The 19,541-nt window shown below is 61.0% G+C and carries 17 protein-coding genes; all 17 read left to right on the forward strand.

The window, feature by feature from the left end; all coding sequences use genetic code 11:
- The first annotated feature begins 297 nt into the window (after window positions 1–297).
- The 17 genes from rpsB (at window position 298) to accA (ending at window position 19,514) form a co-directional block, all read left to right on the forward strand.
- On the forward strand, window positions 298–1,035 hold the full coding sequence (gene rpsB, locus ACMGGN_RS02575; protein ID WP_012315900.1) for a 30S ribosomal protein S2: 738 nt from the start codon (window positions 298–300) through the stop codon (window positions 1,033–1,035).
- Between the two features lie 185 nt (window positions 1,036–1,220).
- Window positions 1,221–2,084, forward strand: a complete 864-nt coding sequence (tsf, locus tag ACMGGN_RS02580) for a translation elongation factor Ts (RefSeq protein ID WP_008094914.1) — start codon at window positions 1,221–1,223, stop codon at window positions 2,082–2,084.
- Window positions 2,085–2,260: 176 nt separating this feature from the next.
- Window positions 2,261–3,004 carry a UMP kinase gene (gene pyrH, locus ACMGGN_RS02585; protein WP_008094912.1) on the forward strand — a complete coding sequence of 248 codons (744 nt, stop codon included), beginning with the start codon at window positions 2,261–2,263 and terminating at the stop codon, window positions 3,002–3,004.
- Window positions 3,001–3,558, forward strand: coding sequence for a ribosome recycling factor (gene frr, locus ACMGGN_RS02590; protein WP_008094910.1), 558 nt, complete (start codon window positions 3,001–3,003; stop codon window positions 3,556–3,558). The genes pyrH and frr overlap by 4 nt, the downstream gene beginning before the upstream one ends.
- A 15-nt stretch (window positions 3,559–3,573) precedes the next feature.
- On the forward strand, window positions 3,574–4,329 hold the full coding sequence (gene uppS / locus ACMGGN_RS02595) for a polyprenyl diphosphate synthase (RefSeq protein WP_046784287.1): 756 nt from the start codon (window positions 3,574–3,576) through the stop codon (window positions 4,327–4,329).
- Window positions 4,329–5,144: a phosphatidate cytidylyltransferase gene (locus tag ACMGGN_RS02600; protein ID WP_046784286.1), complete on the forward strand. Its 816-nt coding sequence runs from the start codon at window positions 4,329–4,331 to the stop codon at window positions 5,142–5,144. Before uppS ends, ACMGGN_RS02600 begins: the two co-directional genes overlap by 1 nt.
- On the forward strand, window positions 5,129–6,331 hold the full coding sequence (ispC, locus tag ACMGGN_RS02605; protein ID WP_196996932.1) for a 1-deoxy-D-xylulose-5-phosphate reductoisomerase: 1,203 nt from the start codon (window positions 5,129–5,131) through the stop codon (window positions 6,329–6,331). The genes ACMGGN_RS02600 and ispC overlap by 16 nt, the downstream gene beginning before the upstream one ends.
- 61 nt (window positions 6,332–6,392) lie before the next feature.
- Window positions 6,393–7,745: an RIP metalloprotease RseP gene (rseP, locus tag ACMGGN_RS02610; RefSeq protein ID WP_414156443.1), complete on the forward strand. Its 1,353-nt coding sequence runs from the start codon at window positions 6,393–6,395 to the stop codon at window positions 7,743–7,745.
- Window positions 7,746–7,815: 70 nt separating this feature from the next.
- The gene (gene bamA / locus ACMGGN_RS02615; protein ID WP_115274039.1) at window positions 7,816–10,161 is read left to right on the forward strand and encodes an outer membrane protein assembly factor BamA; all 2,346 of its coding nucleotides are present in this window, start codon (window positions 7,816–7,818) and stop codon (window positions 10,159–10,161) included.
- Between the two features lie 44 nt (window positions 10,162–10,205).
- Window positions 10,206–10,709, forward strand: coding sequence for an OmpH family outer membrane protein (locus ACMGGN_RS02620; RefSeq protein ID WP_012315893.1), 504 nt, complete (start codon window positions 10,206–10,208; stop codon window positions 10,707–10,709).
- Window position 10,710: 1 nt separating this feature from the next.
- The gene (gene lpxD / locus ACMGGN_RS02625) at window positions 10,711–11,766 is read left to right on the forward strand and encodes a UDP-3-O-(3-hydroxymyristoyl)glucosamine N-acyltransferase (protein WP_012315892.1); all 1,056 of its coding nucleotides are present in this window, start codon (window positions 10,711–10,713) and stop codon (window positions 11,764–11,766) included.
- Window positions 11,767–11,879: 113 nt separating this feature from the next.
- Window positions 11,880–12,320, forward strand: a complete 441-nt coding sequence (fabZ, locus tag ACMGGN_RS02630) for a 3-hydroxyacyl-ACP dehydratase FabZ (RefSeq protein WP_012315891.1) — start codon at window positions 11,880–11,882, stop codon at window positions 12,318–12,320.
- Complete coding sequence (gene lpxA, locus ACMGGN_RS02635) at window positions 12,317–13,093, forward strand: acyl-ACP--UDP-N-acetylglucosamine O-acyltransferase (protein WP_012315890.1); 777 nt, start codon at window positions 12,317–12,319, stop codon at window positions 13,091–13,093. Before fabZ ends, lpxA begins: the two co-directional genes overlap by 4 nt.
- Window position 13,094: 1 nt before the next feature.
- Window positions 13,095–14,222, forward strand: coding sequence for a lipid-A-disaccharide synthase (lpxB, locus tag ACMGGN_RS02640; RefSeq protein ID WP_414156444.1), 1,128 nt, complete (start codon window positions 13,095–13,097; stop codon window positions 14,220–14,222).
- A gap of 1 nt (window position 14,223) precedes the next feature.
- On the forward strand, window positions 14,224–14,847 hold the full coding sequence (rnhB, locus tag ACMGGN_RS02645) for a ribonuclease HII (RefSeq protein ID WP_046788313.1): 624 nt from the start codon (window positions 14,224–14,226) through the stop codon (window positions 14,845–14,847).
- An 89-nt stretch (window positions 14,848–14,936) separates the two neighbouring features.
- Window positions 14,937–18,461, forward strand: a complete 3,525-nt coding sequence (gene dnaE, locus ACMGGN_RS02650) for a DNA polymerase III subunit alpha (RefSeq protein ID WP_174142342.1) — start codon at window positions 14,937–14,939, stop codon at window positions 18,459–18,461.
- A 105-nt stretch (window positions 18,462–18,566) separates the two neighbouring features.
- On the forward strand, window positions 18,567–19,514 hold the full coding sequence (gene accA / locus ACMGGN_RS02655) for an acetyl-CoA carboxylase carboxyl transferase subunit alpha (protein ID WP_042111686.1): 948 nt from the start codon (window positions 18,567–18,569) through the stop codon (window positions 19,512–19,514).
- Window positions 19,515–19,541: the final 27 nt, after the last annotated feature.

Raw genomic sequence — 19,541 nt, forward strand, 5'->3', positions numbered from 1 at the left:
TCTCTACGGCGCCGCAGGCGGCGCGAACAAACGGAAAAGGCCCTTATTCTATCAGAGGGCGGCTGCGAACCCAGCATCAAGCTTGAGGCTGGATTCACAGTTCACTTCTGCGGGTTCCGTTCGTTGGCGGTCTGTGGTATAACATGCGCCGCTTTCGGGGACGACCCCGTCAGCTCAAACCCACACACGTGTCGACACGATGACCTGGGTGCCCCGCATTCTCGAAGTTCTTGTTCAGGTGCGTGGGTTGGTCATTGGGATACGTGGAGGCCCAACCCGACTTATCAAGGAACTATCATGTCCCAAGTCAACATGCGCGATATGCTGAAGGCCGGTGTGCACTTCGGCCACCAGACCCGTTACTGGAACCCGAAAATGGGCAAGTACATTTTCGGCGCGCGTAACAAGATCCACATCATCAACCTGGAAAAAACCCTGCCAATGTTCAACGACGCTCTGTCGTTCGTAGAACGCCTGGCCCAGGGCAAGAACAAGATCATGTTCGTCGGCACCAAGCGTTCCGCCGGCAAGATCGTCGCCGAGCAAGCTGCTCGTTGCGGTTCGCCATACGTTGACCACCGCTGGTTGGGCGGCATGCTGACCAACTACAAAACCATCCGCGCTTCGATCAAGCGTCTGCGCGACCTGGAAACCCAGGCCGAAGACGGCACTTTTGCCAAGCTGACCAAGAAAGAAGCCCTGATGCGTTCGCGCGATCTGGAAAAGCTGGACCGCAGCCTGGGTGGTATCAAGGACATGGGCGGCCTGCCTGATGCCCTGTTCGTGATCGACGTTGACCACGAGCGCATTGCCATCACCGAAGCCAACAAGCTGGGTATCCCGGTTATCGGCGTTGTCGATACCAACAGCAGCCCAGAAGGTGTTGACTACATCATCCCAGGTAACGATGACGCCATTCGCGCTATCGAGCTGTACATGACTTCGATGGCTGACGCCGTCATCCGCGGCCGCAACAACGTTGCTGGCGGCACCGAAGTCTACGCTGAAGAAGCGGCTGCACCTGCTGCCGAGTAATAGACGCTAGCGTCTGCTTGGCACGCAAAAAGGGGGCTTGGCCCCCTTTTTGCCACCTTGAAATCCTGCTGTCAGCAAGCGCCCCGCATTATGGGCCGGCTGAGGTTGAAACAGCGGATTTGCAGAATTGAACGCCCGTGATGAGCGGGTGGAATGGTTGAAAAACTTTCCAAGAGGATTTTGAAATGGCAGCAATTACTGCAGCGCTGGTCAAAGAACTGCGCGAGCGTACCGGCGAAGGCATGATGGATTGCAAAAAGGCCCTGGAAAAGGCCGGCGGCGACATCGAAAAAGCCATTGACGACATGCGTGCCTCGGGCGCCATCAAGGCCGCCAAAAAGGCTGGCAACGTCGCTGCCGAAGGCGCGATCGCCGTCAAGACCGACGGTAAATCCGCCGTCCTGCTGGAAGTCAACTCGCAGACCGACTTCCTGGCTCTGCAAGACGACTTCAAGAACTTCGTCGCTGAAAGCCTCGAAGAAGCTTTCGCCCAGAAGCTGACCGATGCCGCTCCGCTGATCGCCTCGCGCGAAGCTGCTCGTGAAGCCCTGGTCGCCAAGTGCGGCGAGAACGTCAACATCCGTCGCCTGGTGCGCGTTGAGGGTGACGTTGTCGGTGCTTACCTGCACGGTAACAAGATCGGTGCTGTTGTCGTCCTCAAGGGTGGCGACGTCGAGCTGGCCAAGAACATTGCCATGCACGTTGCAGCTTCGAACCCAGAGTTCCTGGATGCGTCGGAAATCTCCGCCGAGGCCATCGAGCGCGAGAAGAACGTCTTCCTGCAGCTGAACGCCGACAAGATCGCCGGCAAGCCGGAAAACATCGTTGAGAACATGATCAACGGCCGTATCACCAAGTTCAAGGCCGAAGCCTCGCTGAAAGAGCAAGCCTTCGTCATGAACCCGGAAGTCAAAGTCGGCGAGCTGGCCAAGAAGGCCGGTGCTGAAATCGTTTCCTTCACCTACTTCAAAGTAGGCGAAGGCATCGAGAAGCCGGTCGACGACTTCGCTGCTGAAGTTGCCGCTCAGGTAGCTGCCGCCAAGCAGTAAGACAGACTCGTCTGTCGCCCCAAAGAGGCTGCCCGCTCACGCGCGCAGCCTCTTTGTCAAAGCGGGAGCGGTTTTCAAGGCCGTGCTCGCTGACGCAGTCGCTGCGTCACGTTAGAGTTACACGCAGGCTCAAGCAGCCCGCCAGAATTTTACAAACGCCGCAGGAGAGATTCGCAATGGCTCAGCAGGGCAGTGGTTATCAGGCTCGCTATAAACGCATTCTACTCAAACTTAGCGGCGAGGCCCTGATGGGCTCGGAAGAGTTCGGGATCGACCCCAAGGTCCTGGATCGCATGGCCCTGGAAGTCGGCCAGTTGGTCGGCATCGGTGTCCAGGTCGGCCTGGTGATTGGCGGTGGCAACCTGTTCCGTGGCGCGGCGCTCAGTGCAGCCGGCATGGACCGTGTTACCGGCGACCACATGGGCATGCTGGCGACCGTAATGAATGGCCTGGCCATGCGCGATGCGCTGGAGCGGGCGAACATTACCGCCATCGTCATGTCGGCCATTTCCATGGTGGGCGTGACCGATCACTATGACCGCCGCAAAGCCATGCGTCACCTGAACGCCAAAGAAGTCGTAATCTTCGCTGCCGGTACTGGCAACCCGTTCTTCACCACCGACTCCGCCGCATGCCTGCGTGCCATCGAAATCGATGCCGACGTGGTATTGAAGGCAACCAAGGTCGATGGTGTATACACTGCAGATCCATTCAAGGACCCGCATGCCGAGAAGTTCGATCATCTGACCTACGATGAAGTGCTGGATCGCAAGCTGGGTGTAATGGATCTCACGGCAATCTGCCTTTGCCGCGACCACAAGATGCCGCTGCGCGTCTTCAACATGAACAAACCCGGCGCCTTGCTGAACATCGTGCATGGCGGCGCGGAAGGAACTCTGATCGAGGAAGTTCAAAAATGATCAACGACATCAAGAAAGACGCTCAGGATCGCATGGGCAAGTCCATCGAGGCTTTGGGCCGCAACCTGGCGTCAATCCGCACCGGTCGCGCCCACCCAAGCATCCTGGACAGCGTCAAGGTCCCGGCGTGGGGCAGCGAAATGCCGCTGAACCAGGTCGCTGCAGTCTCTGTTGAAGATGCGCGCACCTTGAAGATCGTCGCCCACGACAAGAACCTCAGCGCTGCCATCGAGAAGGCCATCCTGACTTCCGATCTGGGCCTGAACCCGTCCAGCGCCGGCACCACCATCCGTGTACCGATGCCGGCCCTGACCGAGGAAACCCGCAAGGGTTACACCAAACAGGCCAGCGCCGTTGCCGAAGACGCCAAGGTTGCCGTGCGCAACGTGCGTCGTGATGCCCTGGCCGACCTGAAGAAGCTGACCAAGGACAAGGAAATCAGCGAAGACGAAGAGCGTCGTGCTGCTGACGAGATCCAGAAGCTGACCGACAAGTTCGTCGCCGAAATCGACGCTGCGTTCAAAGCCAAGGAAAAGGACCTGTTGGCCGTCTAAGGCCGAGGTTTTTTAATGGAAAAGACCAAGCTGGCGGCACCGTCTTCGGTGCCGCGACACGTCGCGATCATCATGGATGGCAATAATCGCTGGGCGAAGAAGCGCCTGTTGCCCGGCGTAGCCGGGCACAAGGCCGGCGTCGATGCCGTACGTGCGGTTATCGAGGTATGCGCCAAGTCCGGGGTCGAGGTGCTGACCCTGTTCGCCTTCTCCAGTGAGAACTGGCAGCGCCCTGCCGAGGAAGTGGGGGCGTTGATGGAGCTGTTCTTCTCGGCGCTGCGCCGTGAGGCCAAACGCCTGAACGAGAACAATATCAGCCTGCGCATCATTGGCGACCGTTCGCGTTTCCATCCAGAGCTGCAGGCCGCCATGCGTGAGGCCGAGGCGCAGACCGCCGGCAATAATCGCTTCATCCTGCAGATCGCCGCCAACTACGGTGGCCAGTGGGATATTGCCCAGGCCGCCCAGCGCCTGGCGCGTGAGGTTCAGGCCGGCCATCTGCGTCCGGACGACATCACTCCAGGGCTTTTGCAAGCCTGCTTGGCGACGGGCGAATTGCCGTTGCCGGACCTGTGCATCCGCACCGGTGGTGAGCACCGCATCAGCAACTTCCTGCTGTGGCAGTTGGCCTATGCCGAACTGTATTTCTCCGACCTGTACTGGCCGGACTTCAAACACGAGGCCATGCGCAATGCTCTGGCCGATTTCGCTTCGCGCCAGCGCCGCTTCGGTAAGACCAGCGAGCAGGTCGAGGCTGGAGCTCGTGCTTAATGCTTAAACAACGCATCATTACCGCGCTGATCCTGCTGCCGGTCGCGCTGGGTGGTTTCTTCCTGCTCAACGGCGGGGATTTCGCTCTGTTCATCGGCTTGGTGGTGACCCTGGCGGCCTGGGAGTGGGCGCGCCTGGCCGGGCTGATGGCCCAGCCACTGCGCATTGCCTATGCCGCTGTCGTCGCCGGTGTGCTGATGCTGCTCTACCTGATGCCTGACCTGGCGCCCTGGGTGCTTGGTGCGTCGGTCATCTGGTGGGGTATGGCCACCTGGTTGGTGCTGACTTATCCGCGCAGTAGTGAGCTGTGGGCCAGTGCTGCCTGCCGTCTGCTGATCGGTCTGCTGATCCTGCTGCCTGCCTGGCAAGGGCTGGTGCTGCTCAAGCACTGGCCGCTGGGTAACTGGCTTATCCTGTCTGTCATGGTGCTGGTGTGGGCGGCCGATATCGGCGCGTACTTCTCTGGCCGTGCTTTCGGCAAGCGCAAGCTGGCTGCCCAAGTCAGCCCGGGTAAAAGCTGGGAAGGCGTCTATGGCGGCCTGGCGGTCAGCCTGGTGATTACGCTTGCGGTCGGTATCACTCGCGATTGGGGCGTCGGCCAGATTCTGCTGGGGCTCGTGGGGGCTGCGCTGGTGGTCATGTCATCGGTGATTGGTGACCTGACCGAGAGCATGTTCAAGCGCCGCTCCGGTATCAAGGACAGCAGCAACCTGCTGCCTGGCCATGGCGGGGTGCTTGACCGCATCGACAGCCTGACTGCGGCCATCCCGGTTTTCGCGGTATTGCTGTGGGCTGCTGAATGGGGTGTGATGTGACAGCGCTACAGCGCATTACGGTCCTGGGCGCCACCGGCTCCATCGGCCTCAGTACCCTGGATGTGATTGCCCGCCATCCCGAGCGCTACCAGGTATTTGCATTGAGCGGCTATTCGCGCATCGATCAACTGCTGGCGCTGTGCGTGCTGCATCGCCCGGCCTATGCCGTGGTGCCCAACGGCGAAGCAGCCGTGCGCTTGCGTGAAGGCCTGGCGGCTGCGGGCTGCGCCACCGAGGTGCTCGAAGGGGAGGCGGGCCTGTGTGAGGTTGCGGCCGCCCCTGAAGTGGATGCGGTGATGGCTGCCATCGTCGGCGCTGCTGGCTTGCGCCCGACACTGGCCGCCGTCGAGGCGGGCAAGAAGGTGCTGCTGGCCAACAAGGAGGCGCTGGTGATGTCCGGCGCGCTGTTCATGGAAGCTGTGCGCCGCAGTGGTGCAGTGCTGCTGCCGATCGACAGCGAGCACAATGCCATCTTCCAGTGCCTGCCGGGTGACTATGACCGTGGTCTGAGCCAGGTGGGCGTGCGTCGCATTCTGCTGACAGCCTCGGGCGGGCCGTTTCGCGAGACGCCTCAGGCAGACTTGGCCGACGTCACGCCAGAGCAGGCTTGTGCCCACCCGAACTGGTCCATGGGGCGCAAGATTTCGGTGGACTCGGCAAGCATGATGAACAAGGGCCTGGAACTGATCGAGGCTTGCTGGTTGTTCGATGCGGCGCCGGACAAGGTCGAAGTGGTGGTGCACCCGCAGAGCGTTATCCATTCCCTGGTGGACTACGTTGACGGTTCGGTGCTGGCCCAGTTGGGTAACCCGGATATGCGCACGCCCATTGCCAACGCCCTTGCCTGGCCGGAGCGGATCGATTCTGGTGTGGCCCCGCTGGATCTGTTCGCCATTGCTCGCCTGGATTTCCAGGCCCCCGACGAACTGCGCTTTCCGTGCCTGCGCCTGGCACGGCAGGCTGCCGAGGCGGGCAACAGCGCGCCAGCGGTACTCAATGCGGCCAACGAAGTTGCGGTCGATGCATTTCTTGAGCGGCGTATCCGCTTCCCGGAGATCGCGGGTATGATCGAACAGGTACTGGCTCAGGAACCCGTGGTGCCTGTGCCTTCGCTGGATGCGGTATTTGCTGCCGATCAGCGCGCCCGAGAGTTGTCCCGCGAGTGGTTGAGGCGCCACGGCCGCTGATGCTGCCCGGCCCAGAGGATGTGCGAAAAGTCGTTCCGCTGAACGTCATTCGGAGAAAGACATGACTGCGCTGTACATGATTATCGGCACCCTGGTGGCCCTGGGTGTACTGGTCACTTTCCACGAATTCGGCCACTTCTGGGTGGCCCGGCGTTGCGGGGTCAAGGTGCTGCGCTTTTCCGTGGGCTTCGGCCCCGGGCTATTGCGCTGGCATGACCGCCACGGTACCGAGTTCGTGGTGGCGGCCATTCCTTTGGGTGGGTACGTCAAGATGCTCGACGAGCGTGAAGGCGAAGTGCCGCCAGCGCTGGCCGAGCAGTCATTCAATCGCAAATCGGTTCGCCAGCGCATCGCCATCGTCGCCGCCGGTCCGATTGCCAACTTCCTGCTGGCCATCGTTTTCTTCTGGTTGCTGGCGATGCTCGGTACCCAGCAGATCCGTCCGGTCATCGGTGCGGTAGAGCCAGGCAGCCTGGCAGCATCGGCGGGCCTGGTTGCCGGCCAGGAAATTGTGTCCATCGATGGCAAGGCGACCAGTGGCTGGTCGGCCGTCAACCTGCAGTTGGTGCGTCGCCTGGGCGAAAGCGGAACATTGCAGGTTGGCGTGCGCGATGAGGGCTCCAGTGCCGAGCGTCAGTTGCAGGTCAAGCTCGACAGCTGGCTCAAGGGTGCGGACGAGCCTGATCCGATTCAGTCGCTCGGGCTGCGGCCATGGCGCCCTGTGGTTGCGCCCGTGCTGGCCGAGATCGATCCAAAAGGGCCAGCGGCGGCTGCCGGTCTGAAAACCGGTGACCGGCTGCTGAGTCTCGATGGGGTGGCCTTGACTGACTGGCAGCAGGTTGTCGATAGCGTGCGCGCCCGCCCTGAAGCCAAGGTGGTGGTGCGTGTCGAGCGCGACCGTGCAGCGCTGGATGTGCCGGTGACACTGGCACGAAAAGGTGAGGGCGAGGCTGCCGGTGGTTACCTGGGTGCCGGGGTGAAAAGTGGCGAATGGCCTGCCGACATGCTTCGTGAGGTCAGCTACGGTCCGCTGGATGCGGTAGGCGAGGGCCTTTCCCGGACGTGGAACATGAGCGTCCTGACCCTCGAATCCCTGAAGAAAATGCTGTTCGGTGAGCTCTCGGTAAAAAACTTGAGCGGACCGATAACCATTGCTAAAGTGGCGGGCGCTTCAGCCCAGTCCGGCGTGGGGGATTTCCTGAATTTCCTCGCCTACCTGAGCATTAGCCTGGGGGTTCTTAACCTGCTGCCCATTCCAGTGCTGGATGGGGGGCATTTGCTGTTTTACCTGGTCGAGTGGGCGCGCGGTCGTCCATTGTCGGATCGGGTTCAAGGTTGGGGGGTCCAGATCGGTATCAGTTTGGTCATAGGGGTGATGTTGCTCGCCCTGATCAACGATCTGGGTCGACTATAAAAGCTTCGCATTGCAAACCTGCCGCCATTTGCGGCAGGTTGTTTATTGCCAGTTGGAATAAAAGGACTTCATGAAACGTCTGCTGCTAACTGCGGTCCTCTCCGCATTGATGATCGCTGAAGTTCACGCCGAGTCCTTCACCATCTCCGATATTCGTGTCAACGGCCTGCAGCGGGTATCCGCCGGCAGCGTTTTCGGTGCCTTGCCCCTGAACGTGGGCGATCAGGCCGATGACCGGCGCCTGGTGGAGTCGACCCGTTCGCTGTTCAAGACCGGCTTCTTCCAGGATATCCAGCTGAACCGCGACGGCGATGTCCTGATCATCAACGTGGTCGAGCGCCCGTCGGTGTCGAGCATCGAGATCGAAGGCAACAAGGCGATCAGCACCGAAGACCTGATGAAGGGCCTGAAACAGTCGGGCCTGGCCGAAGGCGAGATTTTCCAGCGTGCCACCCTCGAAGGCGTGCGTAACGAACTGCAGCGCCAGTACGTGGCCCAGGGCCGCTACTCGGCCGAGGTCGACGCCGAGGTGGTGCCGCAGCCGCGCAACCGGGTTGCCCTGAAGATCAAGATCAACGAAGGCACCGTCGCTGCCATCCAGCACATCAACGTCGTCGGCAACACCGTGTTCGACGATGAAGAACTGGCGCAGCTGTTCGAGCTCAAGACCACCAACTGGCTGTCGTTCTTCAAGAATGACGACAAGTACGCCCGCGAAAAACTCTCCGGTGACCTGGAGCGCCTGCGTTCCTACTACCTGGACCGCGGCTACATCAACATGGACATCGCTTCCACCCAGGTGTCGATCACCCCGGACAAGAAGCACGTCTACATCACCGTCAACGTCAACGAAGGCGAGAAGTACACCGTTCGTGACGTGAAGCTGTCGGGCGACCTGAAGGTGCCGGAAGACCAGGTCAAGTCGCTGCTGCTGGTGCAGCCGGGCCAGGTGTTCTCGCGCAAGGTGATGACCACCACGTCCGAGCTGATCACCCGCCGCCTTGGTAACGAAGGCTATACCTTCGCCAACGTCAACGGCGTGCCACAGCCCAATGACGAAGACCATACCGTCGACATCATGTTCGTGGTCGACCCGGGCAAGCGTGCCTACGTCAACCGCATCAACTACCGCGGCAACACCAAGACCGAAGACGAAGTGCTGCGCCGCGAAATGCGCCAGATGGAAGGCGGCTGGGCTTCGACCTACCTGATCGACCAGTCCAAGACCCGCCTGGAGCGCCTGGGCTTCTTCAAGGAAGTCAACGTCGAGACCCCGCCAGTGCCGGGCACCGACGACCAGGTCGACGTCAACTACAGCGTCGAAGAGCAGGCATCCGGCTCGATCACCGCCAGCGTGGGCTTCGCCCAGAGCGCCGGCCTGATCCTGGGCGGCTCGATCAGCCAGACCAACTTCCTCGGTACTGGTAACAAGGTGTCCATCGGCCTGACCCGTTCGGAATACCAGACCCGCTACAACTTCGGTTTCGTTGACCCCTACTTCACTGCCGACGGCGTCAGCCTGGGTTACAACGCGTTCTACCGCAGCACCGACTACGACGACCTTGACGTTGACGTGGCCAGCTATGCGGTCGACAGCCTGGGTGCAGGCGTCAGCCTTGGCTACCCGATCAGTGAAACCTCGCGTCTGACCTACGGCCTCAGCGTGCAGCAGGACAAGATCAAGACCGGTCGCTATACCGTTGACGAGATCTTCGACTTCCTTAAGGAGGAGGGCGACAGCTTCCTGAACTTCAAGGCGTCCGTCGGCTGGTCCGAGTCGACCTTGAACAAAGGCGTGCTGGCAACCCGTGGTCACTCCCAGAGCCTTACCCTGGAAACCACCATTCCAGGCAGCGATCTGTCGTTCTACAAGCTTGATTACCGCGGCCAGCTGTTCAAGCCGATCAACAACGAGTACACCCTGCGCTTGCATACCGAATTGGGCTATGGTGATGGTTTCGGTGGCACTTCGGGCCTGCCGTTCTACGAGAACTACTATGCGGGCGGCTTCAACTCCGTTCGCGGCTTCAAGGACAGCAGCTTGGGTCCACGTAGTACACCGAGTACCGGGAACAACGGTACCGAGCGTGACCCGGACCAAGACCCACTGCCGTTCGGTGGCAACGTACTGGTGCAAGGTGGCGTAGAGCTGTTGTTCCCGCTGCCGTTCGTGAAGGACCAGCGTTCGCTGCGCACCTCCGTGTTCTGGGATGTGGGTAACGTGTTCGACACCAATTGCGGTTCCAAGCCTGACTGCGCCAAGGTCGGTTTCTCGGACATGGCCAGCTCCGTGGGCCTGGGTGTGACCTGGATCACCGCGCTGGGTCCGTTGAGCTTCAGCCTGGCAATGCCGGTGAAGAAGCCGGACGATGCCGATACCCAGGTGTTCCAATTCTCTCTGGGCCAGACCTTCTAAGGTCGGCCCTTGCTTAACGACAACGGTTTATCCAGGAGTGCATCGTGCGTAAGTTGACTCAACTGGCCTTACTGGCCGCGGCGCTGGTCGCCACCCCGGCTTTCGCCGAAATGAAGGTTGCCGTGCTGAACTATCAGATGGCGTTGCTCGAATCTGATGCCGCCAAGAAATACGCGGTGGATGCCGAGAAGAAGTTCGGCCCGCAGCTGACCAAGCTCAAGACCCTGGAAAGCAGCGCCAAAGGCATTCAGGACCGCTTGATCAAAGGCGGCGACAAGATGGCCCAGCCGGAGCGTGAGCGCCTGGAGCTTGAGTTCAAGCAAAAGGCCCGTGACTTCCAGTTCCAGTCCAAGGAACTGAATGAAGCCAAGGCGGTTGCTGACCGCGACATGCTCAAGCAGCTCAAGCCCAAGCTCGACGGCGCTGTCGAGGAAGTGATCAAGAAAGGCGGTTACGACCTGGTCCTCGAGCGTGGCGCGGTCATTGATGTCAAGCCTCAGTACGACATCACCCGCCAAGTCATCGAGCGCATGAACCAAGCCCGTTGATATGACCGTGACCATGACGCTCGGCCAGTTGGCCGAGGCCCTCGGGGCCACTCTCAAAGGCTCCGAGGCGCTGCAGATCACCGGGCTGGCCACCTTGCAGGAGGCCGGCCCCGGTCAGTTGAGCTTTCTCGCCAACAAGCAGTACCGCAAATACCTGGATAACTGCCAGGCAGCAGCGGTGTTGCTGCAGGCCGCAGATGCTGAAGGCTTTGCCGGCAATGCGCTGATCGTGGCGGACCCGTACCTGGCCTACGCGCGCATTTCCCACCTGTTCGATCCCAAACCCAAGGCTGTAGCGGGAATTCATCCCAGCGCCGTGGTTGCCGAGGATGCGCAGGTGGATGCCAGTGCCAGCATCGGGCCGTTCGTGGTCATCGAGAGCGGCGCACGCATTGGCGCCAACGTCAGCATCGGTGCGCATTGCGTGATCGGTGCCCGTTGTGTGGTTGGCGAGGGTGGCTGGCTGGCACCGCGGGTCACGCTGTATCACGACGTGACCATAGGCAAGCGCGTGGTCATCCAGTCTGGCGCGGTGATCGGTGGTGAGGGCTTCGGCTTTGCCAACGAGAAGGGCGTATGGCGCAAGATCGCCCAGATCGGCGGTGTCACCATAGGTGATGACGTCGAAATCGGCGTGAACACCGCTGTCGACCGGGGCGCGTTGTCCGACACGCGGATCGCCGACGGCGTCAAGCTCGACAACCAGATCCAGATCGCTCACAACGTGCAGATCGGCGAGCACACGGCCATGGCTGCCTGCGTTGGGATTTCCGGCAGCACGCGCATTGGCAAGCACTGCACCATTGCCGGTGGCGTCGGCATGGTGGGGCACATTGATGTCTGCGACAACGTATTCGTTTCCGGGATGACCATGGTCACCCGTTCGATCACCGAACCGGGTGCGTATTCTTCCGGCACTGCCATGCAGCCACTGGCTGACTGGCGCAAGAGCGCTGCGCGTATCCGCCAGCTGGATGACATGTCCAAACGTCTCCAGCAGCTGGAAAAACGTGTCGATACCGTGACCTCAGGTGGCCAGCCGACATCAGAAGGCTGATACCATTTCCTGAGCAAGAGTGAACTGTCGCTAGCTGGCTCCTCTTTGGATTGCAAAAGGAGCGTGTGGTCAGCACCTGCGCTCCCTATTCTTATTACAGGCTTCCCCCCGAAATGATGGACATCAACGAGATTCGCGAATACCTGCCTCACCGTTACCCGTTCCTGTTGGTGGATCGTGTAACGGATCTGGACTTCGAGGCCCAGAGCATTCGTGCCTACAAGAATGTCAGCATCAACGAGCCGTTCTTCAACGGGCATTTCCCGGAACACCCGGTAATGCCAGGCGTGCTGATCATCGAGGCCATGGCACAGGCTGCAGGCATTCTCGGTTTCAAGATGCTCGACGCCAAGCCGGCCGACGGCACGCTCTATTACTTCGTCGGTTCCGACAAGCTGCGTTTCCGTCAGCCCGTCCTGCCGGGCGACCAGCTGGTGCTGGAGGCCAAGTTCATCGGCCGTAAGAAGACCATCTGGAAGTTCGAGTGCCGGGCACTGGTCGATGGCAAGCCAGTGTGCTCGGCTGAGATCACCTGTGCGGAACGTGAGCTATGAATTCGATTGATCCGCGGGCGATCATCGATCCGTCGGCCAAATTGGCCGATGGTGTCGAGGTCGGCCCGTGGTCGATCGTTGGCCCTGATGTCGAAATCGGGGAGGGTACCGTCATTGGTCCTCACGTGGTGCTCAAGGGGCCGACCCGGATCGGCAAGCACAATCGCATCTACCAGTTTTCCTCGATCGGCGAAGACACCCCGGACCTGAAGTACAAAGGGGAGCCAACGCGCCTGGTGATCGGTGATCACAACGTGATTCGCGAGGGTGTGACCATTCACCGTGGCACGGTTCAGGATCGCGCTGAAACCACGCTGGGTGACCACAACCTGATCATGGCCTATGCCCACATCGGCCATGACAGTGTGATCGGCAACCATTGCATCCTGGTCAACAACACTGCGCTGGCCGGGCATGTGCATGTGGGTGACTGGGCGATCCTGTCCGGTTTCACTCTGGTGCACCAGTACTGCCACATCGGCGCGCATGCCTTCTCCGGCATGGGCACGGCGATCGGCAAGGACGTTCCGGCTTTCGTCACGGTATTCGGCAGCCCCGCCGAAGCCCGCAGCATGAATTTCGAAGGCATGCGCCGTCGCGGGTTCAGCGACGAGGTCATCCATGCCCTGCGTCGTTCCTACAAGATCGTCTACCGCCAGGGCCTGACCGTTGAAGAAGCGGTCAAGGAACTGGATGAGCTGGCAGGCAAACACCCAGAGGTCGACTTGTTCCGTCAGTCGATCGTGAATTCTGCCCGCGGCATTACCCGCTGACATGGCGCAACTTTGCGTAGCCCTGGTTGCGGGTGAGGCCAGCGGCGATATTCTCGGTTCCGGTCTGATGCGCGCCTTGAAGGCGCGCCATCCCCTGGTGCGTTTCATCGGCGTCGGCGGCCCGCTGATGGAAGCCGAGGGCATGCAGTCGTATTTCCCCATGGAACGTCTGGCGGTCATGGGCCTGGTAGAAGTGCTGGGGCGCCTGCGCGAGCTGCTCAAGCGGCGCAAGGTACTGATCCAGACCCTGATTGCCGAAAAGCCCGATGTGTTCATTGGCATCGATGCACCTGACTTCACCCTCAATATCGAACTGAAGCTACGCCAGGCCGGTATCAAGACCGTGCACTACGTCAGCCCTTCGGTCTGGGCATGGCGGCAGAAGCGTGTGCTGAAGATTCGTGAAGGTTGCGATCTGATGCTGACGCTGCTGCCATTCGAAGCGCGCTTCTATGAAGAGCAGGGCGTGCCGGTTAGGTTCGTCGGCCATCCGTTGGCCGATACCATACCGTTGGCTGCGGATCGGCAGGCTGCGCGCACGGCGCTGGGGCTGGGTGCAGGGCCGGTGGTTGCCCTGATGCCTGGCAGCCGTGGCGGGGAAGTCGGGCGCCTGGGGGCGTTGTTCCTGGATGCGGCGCAGCGCTTGGGCGAGCTGATACCCGGCGTGCACTTTGTAGTGCCATGCGCCAATGGGGCACGGCGTGCACAGCTCGAACAGATGCTTGAAGGTCGCGACTTGCCGCTGACGCTGCTCGATGGCCAGTCGCATCAGGCCCTGGCAGCCTGTGATGCGGTGCTGATCGCGTCGGGTACCGCCACCCTGGAGGCCATGCTGTACAAGCGCCCCATGGTCGTTGCCTATCGCCTCGCGCCACTGACCTACTGGATTCTCAAGCGTCTGGTGAAAAGCCCCTACGTGTCGTTGCCCAACTTGCTCGCCCAGCGCGAGTTGGTGCCAGAGTTGCTGCAGGATGCCGCCACCAGCGAGGCCCTGGCGCAAACCCTGGCCCCCCTGGTGGCCGATGGCAGCCAGCAGACCGAGCGCTTCGACGAGATTCACCGCACCCTGCGCCGCGACGCCTCCAACCAGGCAGCCGACGCGGTGCTGGCCTTGCTCAAGGACCGCTGACATGCAGATAGGACTGGATTTCAACCTGGTCGAGGACCTGGTTGCCGGGGTCGACGAAGTCGGGCGCGGCCCGCTGTGCGGGGCGGTCGTCACAGCGGCGGTGATTCTTGACCCGGCGCGGCCGATCCTCGGCCTCAACGACTCGAAGAAACTCACCGAAGCCAAGCGCGAAGCGCTGTTCGACGAGATCTGTGCCAAAGCCCTGAGCTTTTGCATCGCGCGCGCCGAGGTCGAGGAAATCGATCGGCTGAACATTCTTCAGGCCACCATGCTGGCCATGCAGCGTGCAGTGGAGGGCTTGAGTGTCACACCCAGGCTCGCACTGATCGACGGTAACCGCTGCCCCAAACTGTCGGTGCCGGCTGCGCCGGTTATCAAGGGTGATAGCCAGGTGCCGGCCATCGCTGCAGCGTCGATCCTGGCCAAAGTGACCCGCGATCGCGAGATGAGCGCATTCGAGCTGATCTATCCGGGCTATGGGATTGGCGGGCACAAGGGGTATCCGACGCCGGTACACCTGCAAGCCTTGGCCCGGCTAGGGCCCACGCCCATTCATCGGCGCTCCTTTGCGCCGGTACGGGCCGCTTGGGAAGCCCGCGAAGGCATTACCGATTCTCTGATCTAGCCTGTTGGGGGCGTCTTGCGTCCCCAAAACCCCCTCGCTTTTACGCTACAATCCCGCCCTTGTCGTTCAGCACTGCTACAGGATCTTCCATGTCGGTTCCCTTCGTTCACCTGCGCGTCCACTCCGAATTTTCGCTGGTCGACGGTCTGGTGCGGATCAAACCGCTGGCCAAGGCGCTGGCCGGGATGAACATGCCCGCGGTGGCGATCACCGACCAGAGCAACATGTGCGCGTTGGTGAAGTTCTACAAGGCCGCCATGGGCGCGGGCATCAAGCCGATCTGCGGTGCTGACCTGTGGCTGGCCGGTGCCGACCCTGAAGCGCCGCTGTCGCGCATCTGCTTCCTGGCGATGAACCCCAAGGGTTACCGCAACCTTACCGAGCTGATCTCCCGAGGCTGGACTGACGGCCAGCGCAATGGCCTGGTCATTCTGCAGCGTGAGTGGATCGCCCCGGCCAGCGAAGGTCTGATTGCCCTGTCCGCCGGCAAAGAGGGCGATATCGGTATGGCCCTGATGGCCGGCCGTACCACTGAGGCCGAGGCGCTGCTGCACGACTGGATGGGCATGTTCCCCGAACGTTTTTACGTCGAGGTGCAGCGTACCAATCGTGCCGGTGATGAAGAATACGTGCACGCTGCCGTGGCGCTGGCCGACAAGGTCGGCGCGCCGCTGGTGGCCACCAATGATGTGCGTTTTATCAAGCAGTCGGACTTCGACGCCCACGAAAGCCGCGTGTGCATCGGTGAAGGCTGGACCCTGGACGACCCGCGTCGCCCGCGCATGTACAGCGACCAGCAGTACCTCAAAAGCGCGGATGAAATGGCCGAGCTGTTCAGTGACCTGCCCGACGCGATTGCCAACACCGTCGAAATCGCCAAACGCTGCAACATCCAGGTCCAGCTGGGCAAGTACTTCCTGCCCGACTTCCCGACGCCCAATGGCATGGGCATCGACGACTACTTGCGCCATGTTTCGCACGAAGGCCTGGAGGAGCGCCTGGCGGTGCTCTGGCCCAAGGAGACCACGCCCAATTACGAAGAGAAGCGCCAGCTCTACCTGGACCGCCTGAAGTTCGAACTGGACATCATCATCCAGATGGGTTTCCCGGGTTACTTCCTGATCGTGATGGACTTCATCAAGTGGGCCAAGAACAACGGCGTGCCGGTAGGCCCGGGCCGTGGTTCGGGTGCCGGCTCGCTGGTGGCCTACGTACTGAAGATCACCGACCTCGATCCTCTGGCCTACGACCTGCTGTTCGAACGTTTCCTCAACCCCGAACGTGTTTCCATGCCCGACTTCGACGTCGACTTCTGCATGGATGGCCGCGACCGGGTGATCGACTACGTGGCCGACGCCTACGGGCGCAATGCGGTCAGCCAGATCATCACCTTCGGTACCATGGCCGCCAAGGCGGTGGTACGCGACGTGGCGCGGGTGCAGGGCAAGTCCTATGGCCTGGCCGACCGTTTGTCGAAGATGATCCCGTTCGAAGTGGGCATGACCCTGGAGAAGGCGTATGAGCAGGAAGAAATCCTGCGCGACTTCCTCAAGGGCGACGAAGACGCCCGCGAAATCTGGGAGATGGCGCTCAAGCTCGAAGGTGTCACCCGGGGTACCGGCAAGCACGCCGGTGGTGTGGTAATCGCCCCGACCAAGCTCACCGATTTCTCGCCGATCGCCTGTGATGAAGAGGGCGGCGGCCTGGTGACCCAGTTCGACAAGGACGATGTCGAGGCCGCCGGTCTGGTCAAGTTCGACTTCCTTGGCCTGCGTACCCTGACCATCATCAAGTGGGCGATGGAGACGATCAACCGCGAGCAGGCCAAGAACAACCTGCCCGACGTCAACATCGACTTCATCCCGCTGGACGATCGCAAGACCTACGAGTTGCTGCAGAAGGCCGAAACCACGGCGGTATTCCAGCTCGAATCGCGCGGCATGAAGGAGCTGATCAAAAAGCTCAAGCCCGACTGCCTGGAAGATCTTATCGCACTGGTGGCATTGTTCCGCCCAGGCCCCCTGCAATCGGGCATGGTGGACGACTTCATCAACCGCAAGCACGGCCGCGCCGAACTCGCCTACCCGCACTCGGATTACCAGTACGAAGGCCTCAAGCCCGTTCTTGCGCCGACCTACGGCATCATCCTGTATCAGGAACAGGTGATGCAGATTGCCCAGGTCATGGCGGGGTACACCCTCGGCGGCGCCGACATGCTGCGCCGCGCCATGGGTAAGAAAAAGCCTGAGGAAATGGCCAAGCAGCGCGGTGGCTTCATCGAAGGTTGCGTCGCCAACAACATCGATGCAGACCTCGCCGGCAACATCTTCGACCTGGTGGAAAAGTTTGCCGGTTACGGCTTCAACAAGTCCCACTCGGCGGCCTACGGTCTGGTGTCTTACCAGACCGCCTGGCTCAAGACTCATTATCCGGCGCCGTTCATGGCCGCGGTCCTGTCGGCGGACATGCACAACACCGACAAGGTGGTGGTGCTGATCGAAGAAGTGCGCAGCATGAAGCTGCGCCTCGATGCGCCCGACGTGAATGCCTCGGAGTTCAAGTTCACGGTCAATGACGACGGCCGCATCATCTATGGCCTGGGGGCCATCAAAGGCGTGGGTGAAGGCCCGGTGGAGGCCATTGTCGAGGCACGCGACCAGGGTGGCCCATTCAAGGATCTTTTCGACTTCTGTGAGCGGGTCGACCTCAAGCGGGTGAACAAACGCACACTCGATGCGCTGATCCGCAGTGGCGCACTGGACCGGCTGGGCCCGCACTTTCATGATGAGATCAAGGCCTACCACGCCAGTATCGACATCAATCGCGCGACCTTGCTGTCTGCCCTCGAAGAGGCGATCAAGGCCGCTGAGCAGACCGCTCGCACCGCAGACAGCGGTCACGTCGACCTGTTCGGCGGGCTGTTCGTCGAGGAGGACTCCGATGTCTATGCCAACCACCGCAAGGTGCGTGAACTGACGCTCAAGGAGCGCCTGAAGGGCGAGAAGGATACCCTTGGCGTATACCTCACCGGCCACCCGATCGATGAATATGAAGGGGAGATCCGCCGTTTCGCCCGCCAGCGCATCATCGATCTGAAGCCCTCCCGCGAGACGCAGACTATCGCCGGCATGATCATTGCCATGCGCGTGATGAAGAACAAGAAGGGCGACAAGATGGGCTTTGTCACCCTTGATGACCGCTCCGGGCGCATCGAAGCGTCGCTGTTCGCCGATGCCTTCATGGGGGCTCAGGCGTTGTTGCAGAACGATGCCATGGTCGTGGTTGAAGGTGAGGTCAGCAATGACGACTTCTCCGGTGGCCTGCGCCTGCGCGTCAAGCAGGTGATGACCATGGAAGATGCCCGTACCAAGCTGGCCGAGAGCCTGCGCCTGAAGATCACCCACGATGCCCTCAAGGGCGACCGCCTGAACTGGCTGGGCGAGCTGATCACCCGCCATCGCGGTGGTTGCCCGATCACCCTCGAATACACCGGCAGCGACGCCAAGGCGATGCTGCAGTTCGGCGACCAATGGTCGATCGACCCGGCCGATGGCTTGATTCAGGCGCTGCGTGACCAGTTCGGGCGTGAGAACGTCTTCCTGCAATATCGTTGAACCGACGAAATTTAATCTCGACCTGAATGCGCCTGATCCCTTAAGGTAGGGCGCCAAACGGATCAACCGGCCGGCCGCCTGGCCGTAGACCCAAGACGGATGACTATGAACCCGAATTTTCTCGATTTCGAACAGCCGATTGCCGACCTGCAAGCCAAGATCGAAGGGCTGCGTTTGGTGGGTAACGACAACTCGCTGAACATCAGCGATGAAATTGCCCGTCTGCAAGACAAGAGCAACACTCTGACCGAAAGCATCTTCGGCAACCTGACCAGCTGGCAGATCGCCCGCCTGGCCCGTCACCCGCGTCGTCCTTACACCCTGGACTACCTGGAGCACATCTTCACCGAGTTCGAAGAGCTGCACGGCGACCGTCACTTCTCAGATGATGCTGCCATCGTCGGTGGTACCGCGCGCCTGGATGGCAAGCCGGTCATGGTCATCGGCCACCAGAAGGGCCGTGAAGTGCGCGAAAAGGTTCGCCGCAACTTCGGCATGCCGCGCCCTGAAGGCTACCGCAAGGCTTGCCGCCTGATGGAAATGGCCGAGCGCTTCAAGATGCCTATCCTGACCTTCATCGACACCCCGGGTGCATACCCAGGCATCGACGCAGAAGAACGCAACCAGAGCGAGGCGATCGCCTGGAACCTGCGTGTCATGGCACGCCTGAAGACCCCGATCATCGCCACCGTCATCGGTGAAGGTGGTTCCGGCGGTGCACTGGCCATCGGTGTGTGTGACCAGCTGAACATGCTGCAATACTCCACTTACTCGGTGATCTCGCCGGAAGGTTGCGCCTCGATCCTGTGGAAGACCGCAGACAAGGCCGCGGACGCTGCCGAGGCCATGGGCATCACCGCCGAGCGCCTGAAAAGCCTGAACATCGTCGACAAGGTCATCCAGGAACCGCTGGGCGGCGCCCATCGTGACCCGGCGCAGATGTCCGAAAGCATTCGCGCTGACCTGGTTCAGCAGCTGGACATGCTCGGCAAGCTCGACAACGACACGCTGCTGGCCCGTCGTTATGAGCGCTTGATGAGCTACGGTCTCTGATGCACCGCTGGGGGCGCAAAGCGCCCC

The organism is Pseudomonas sp. BNK-30 (genome assembly GCF_047456185.1).
Classification (GTDB): Bacteria; Pseudomonadota; Gammaproteobacteria; order Pseudomonadales; family Pseudomonadaceae; genus Aquipseudomonas; species Aquipseudomonas putida_E.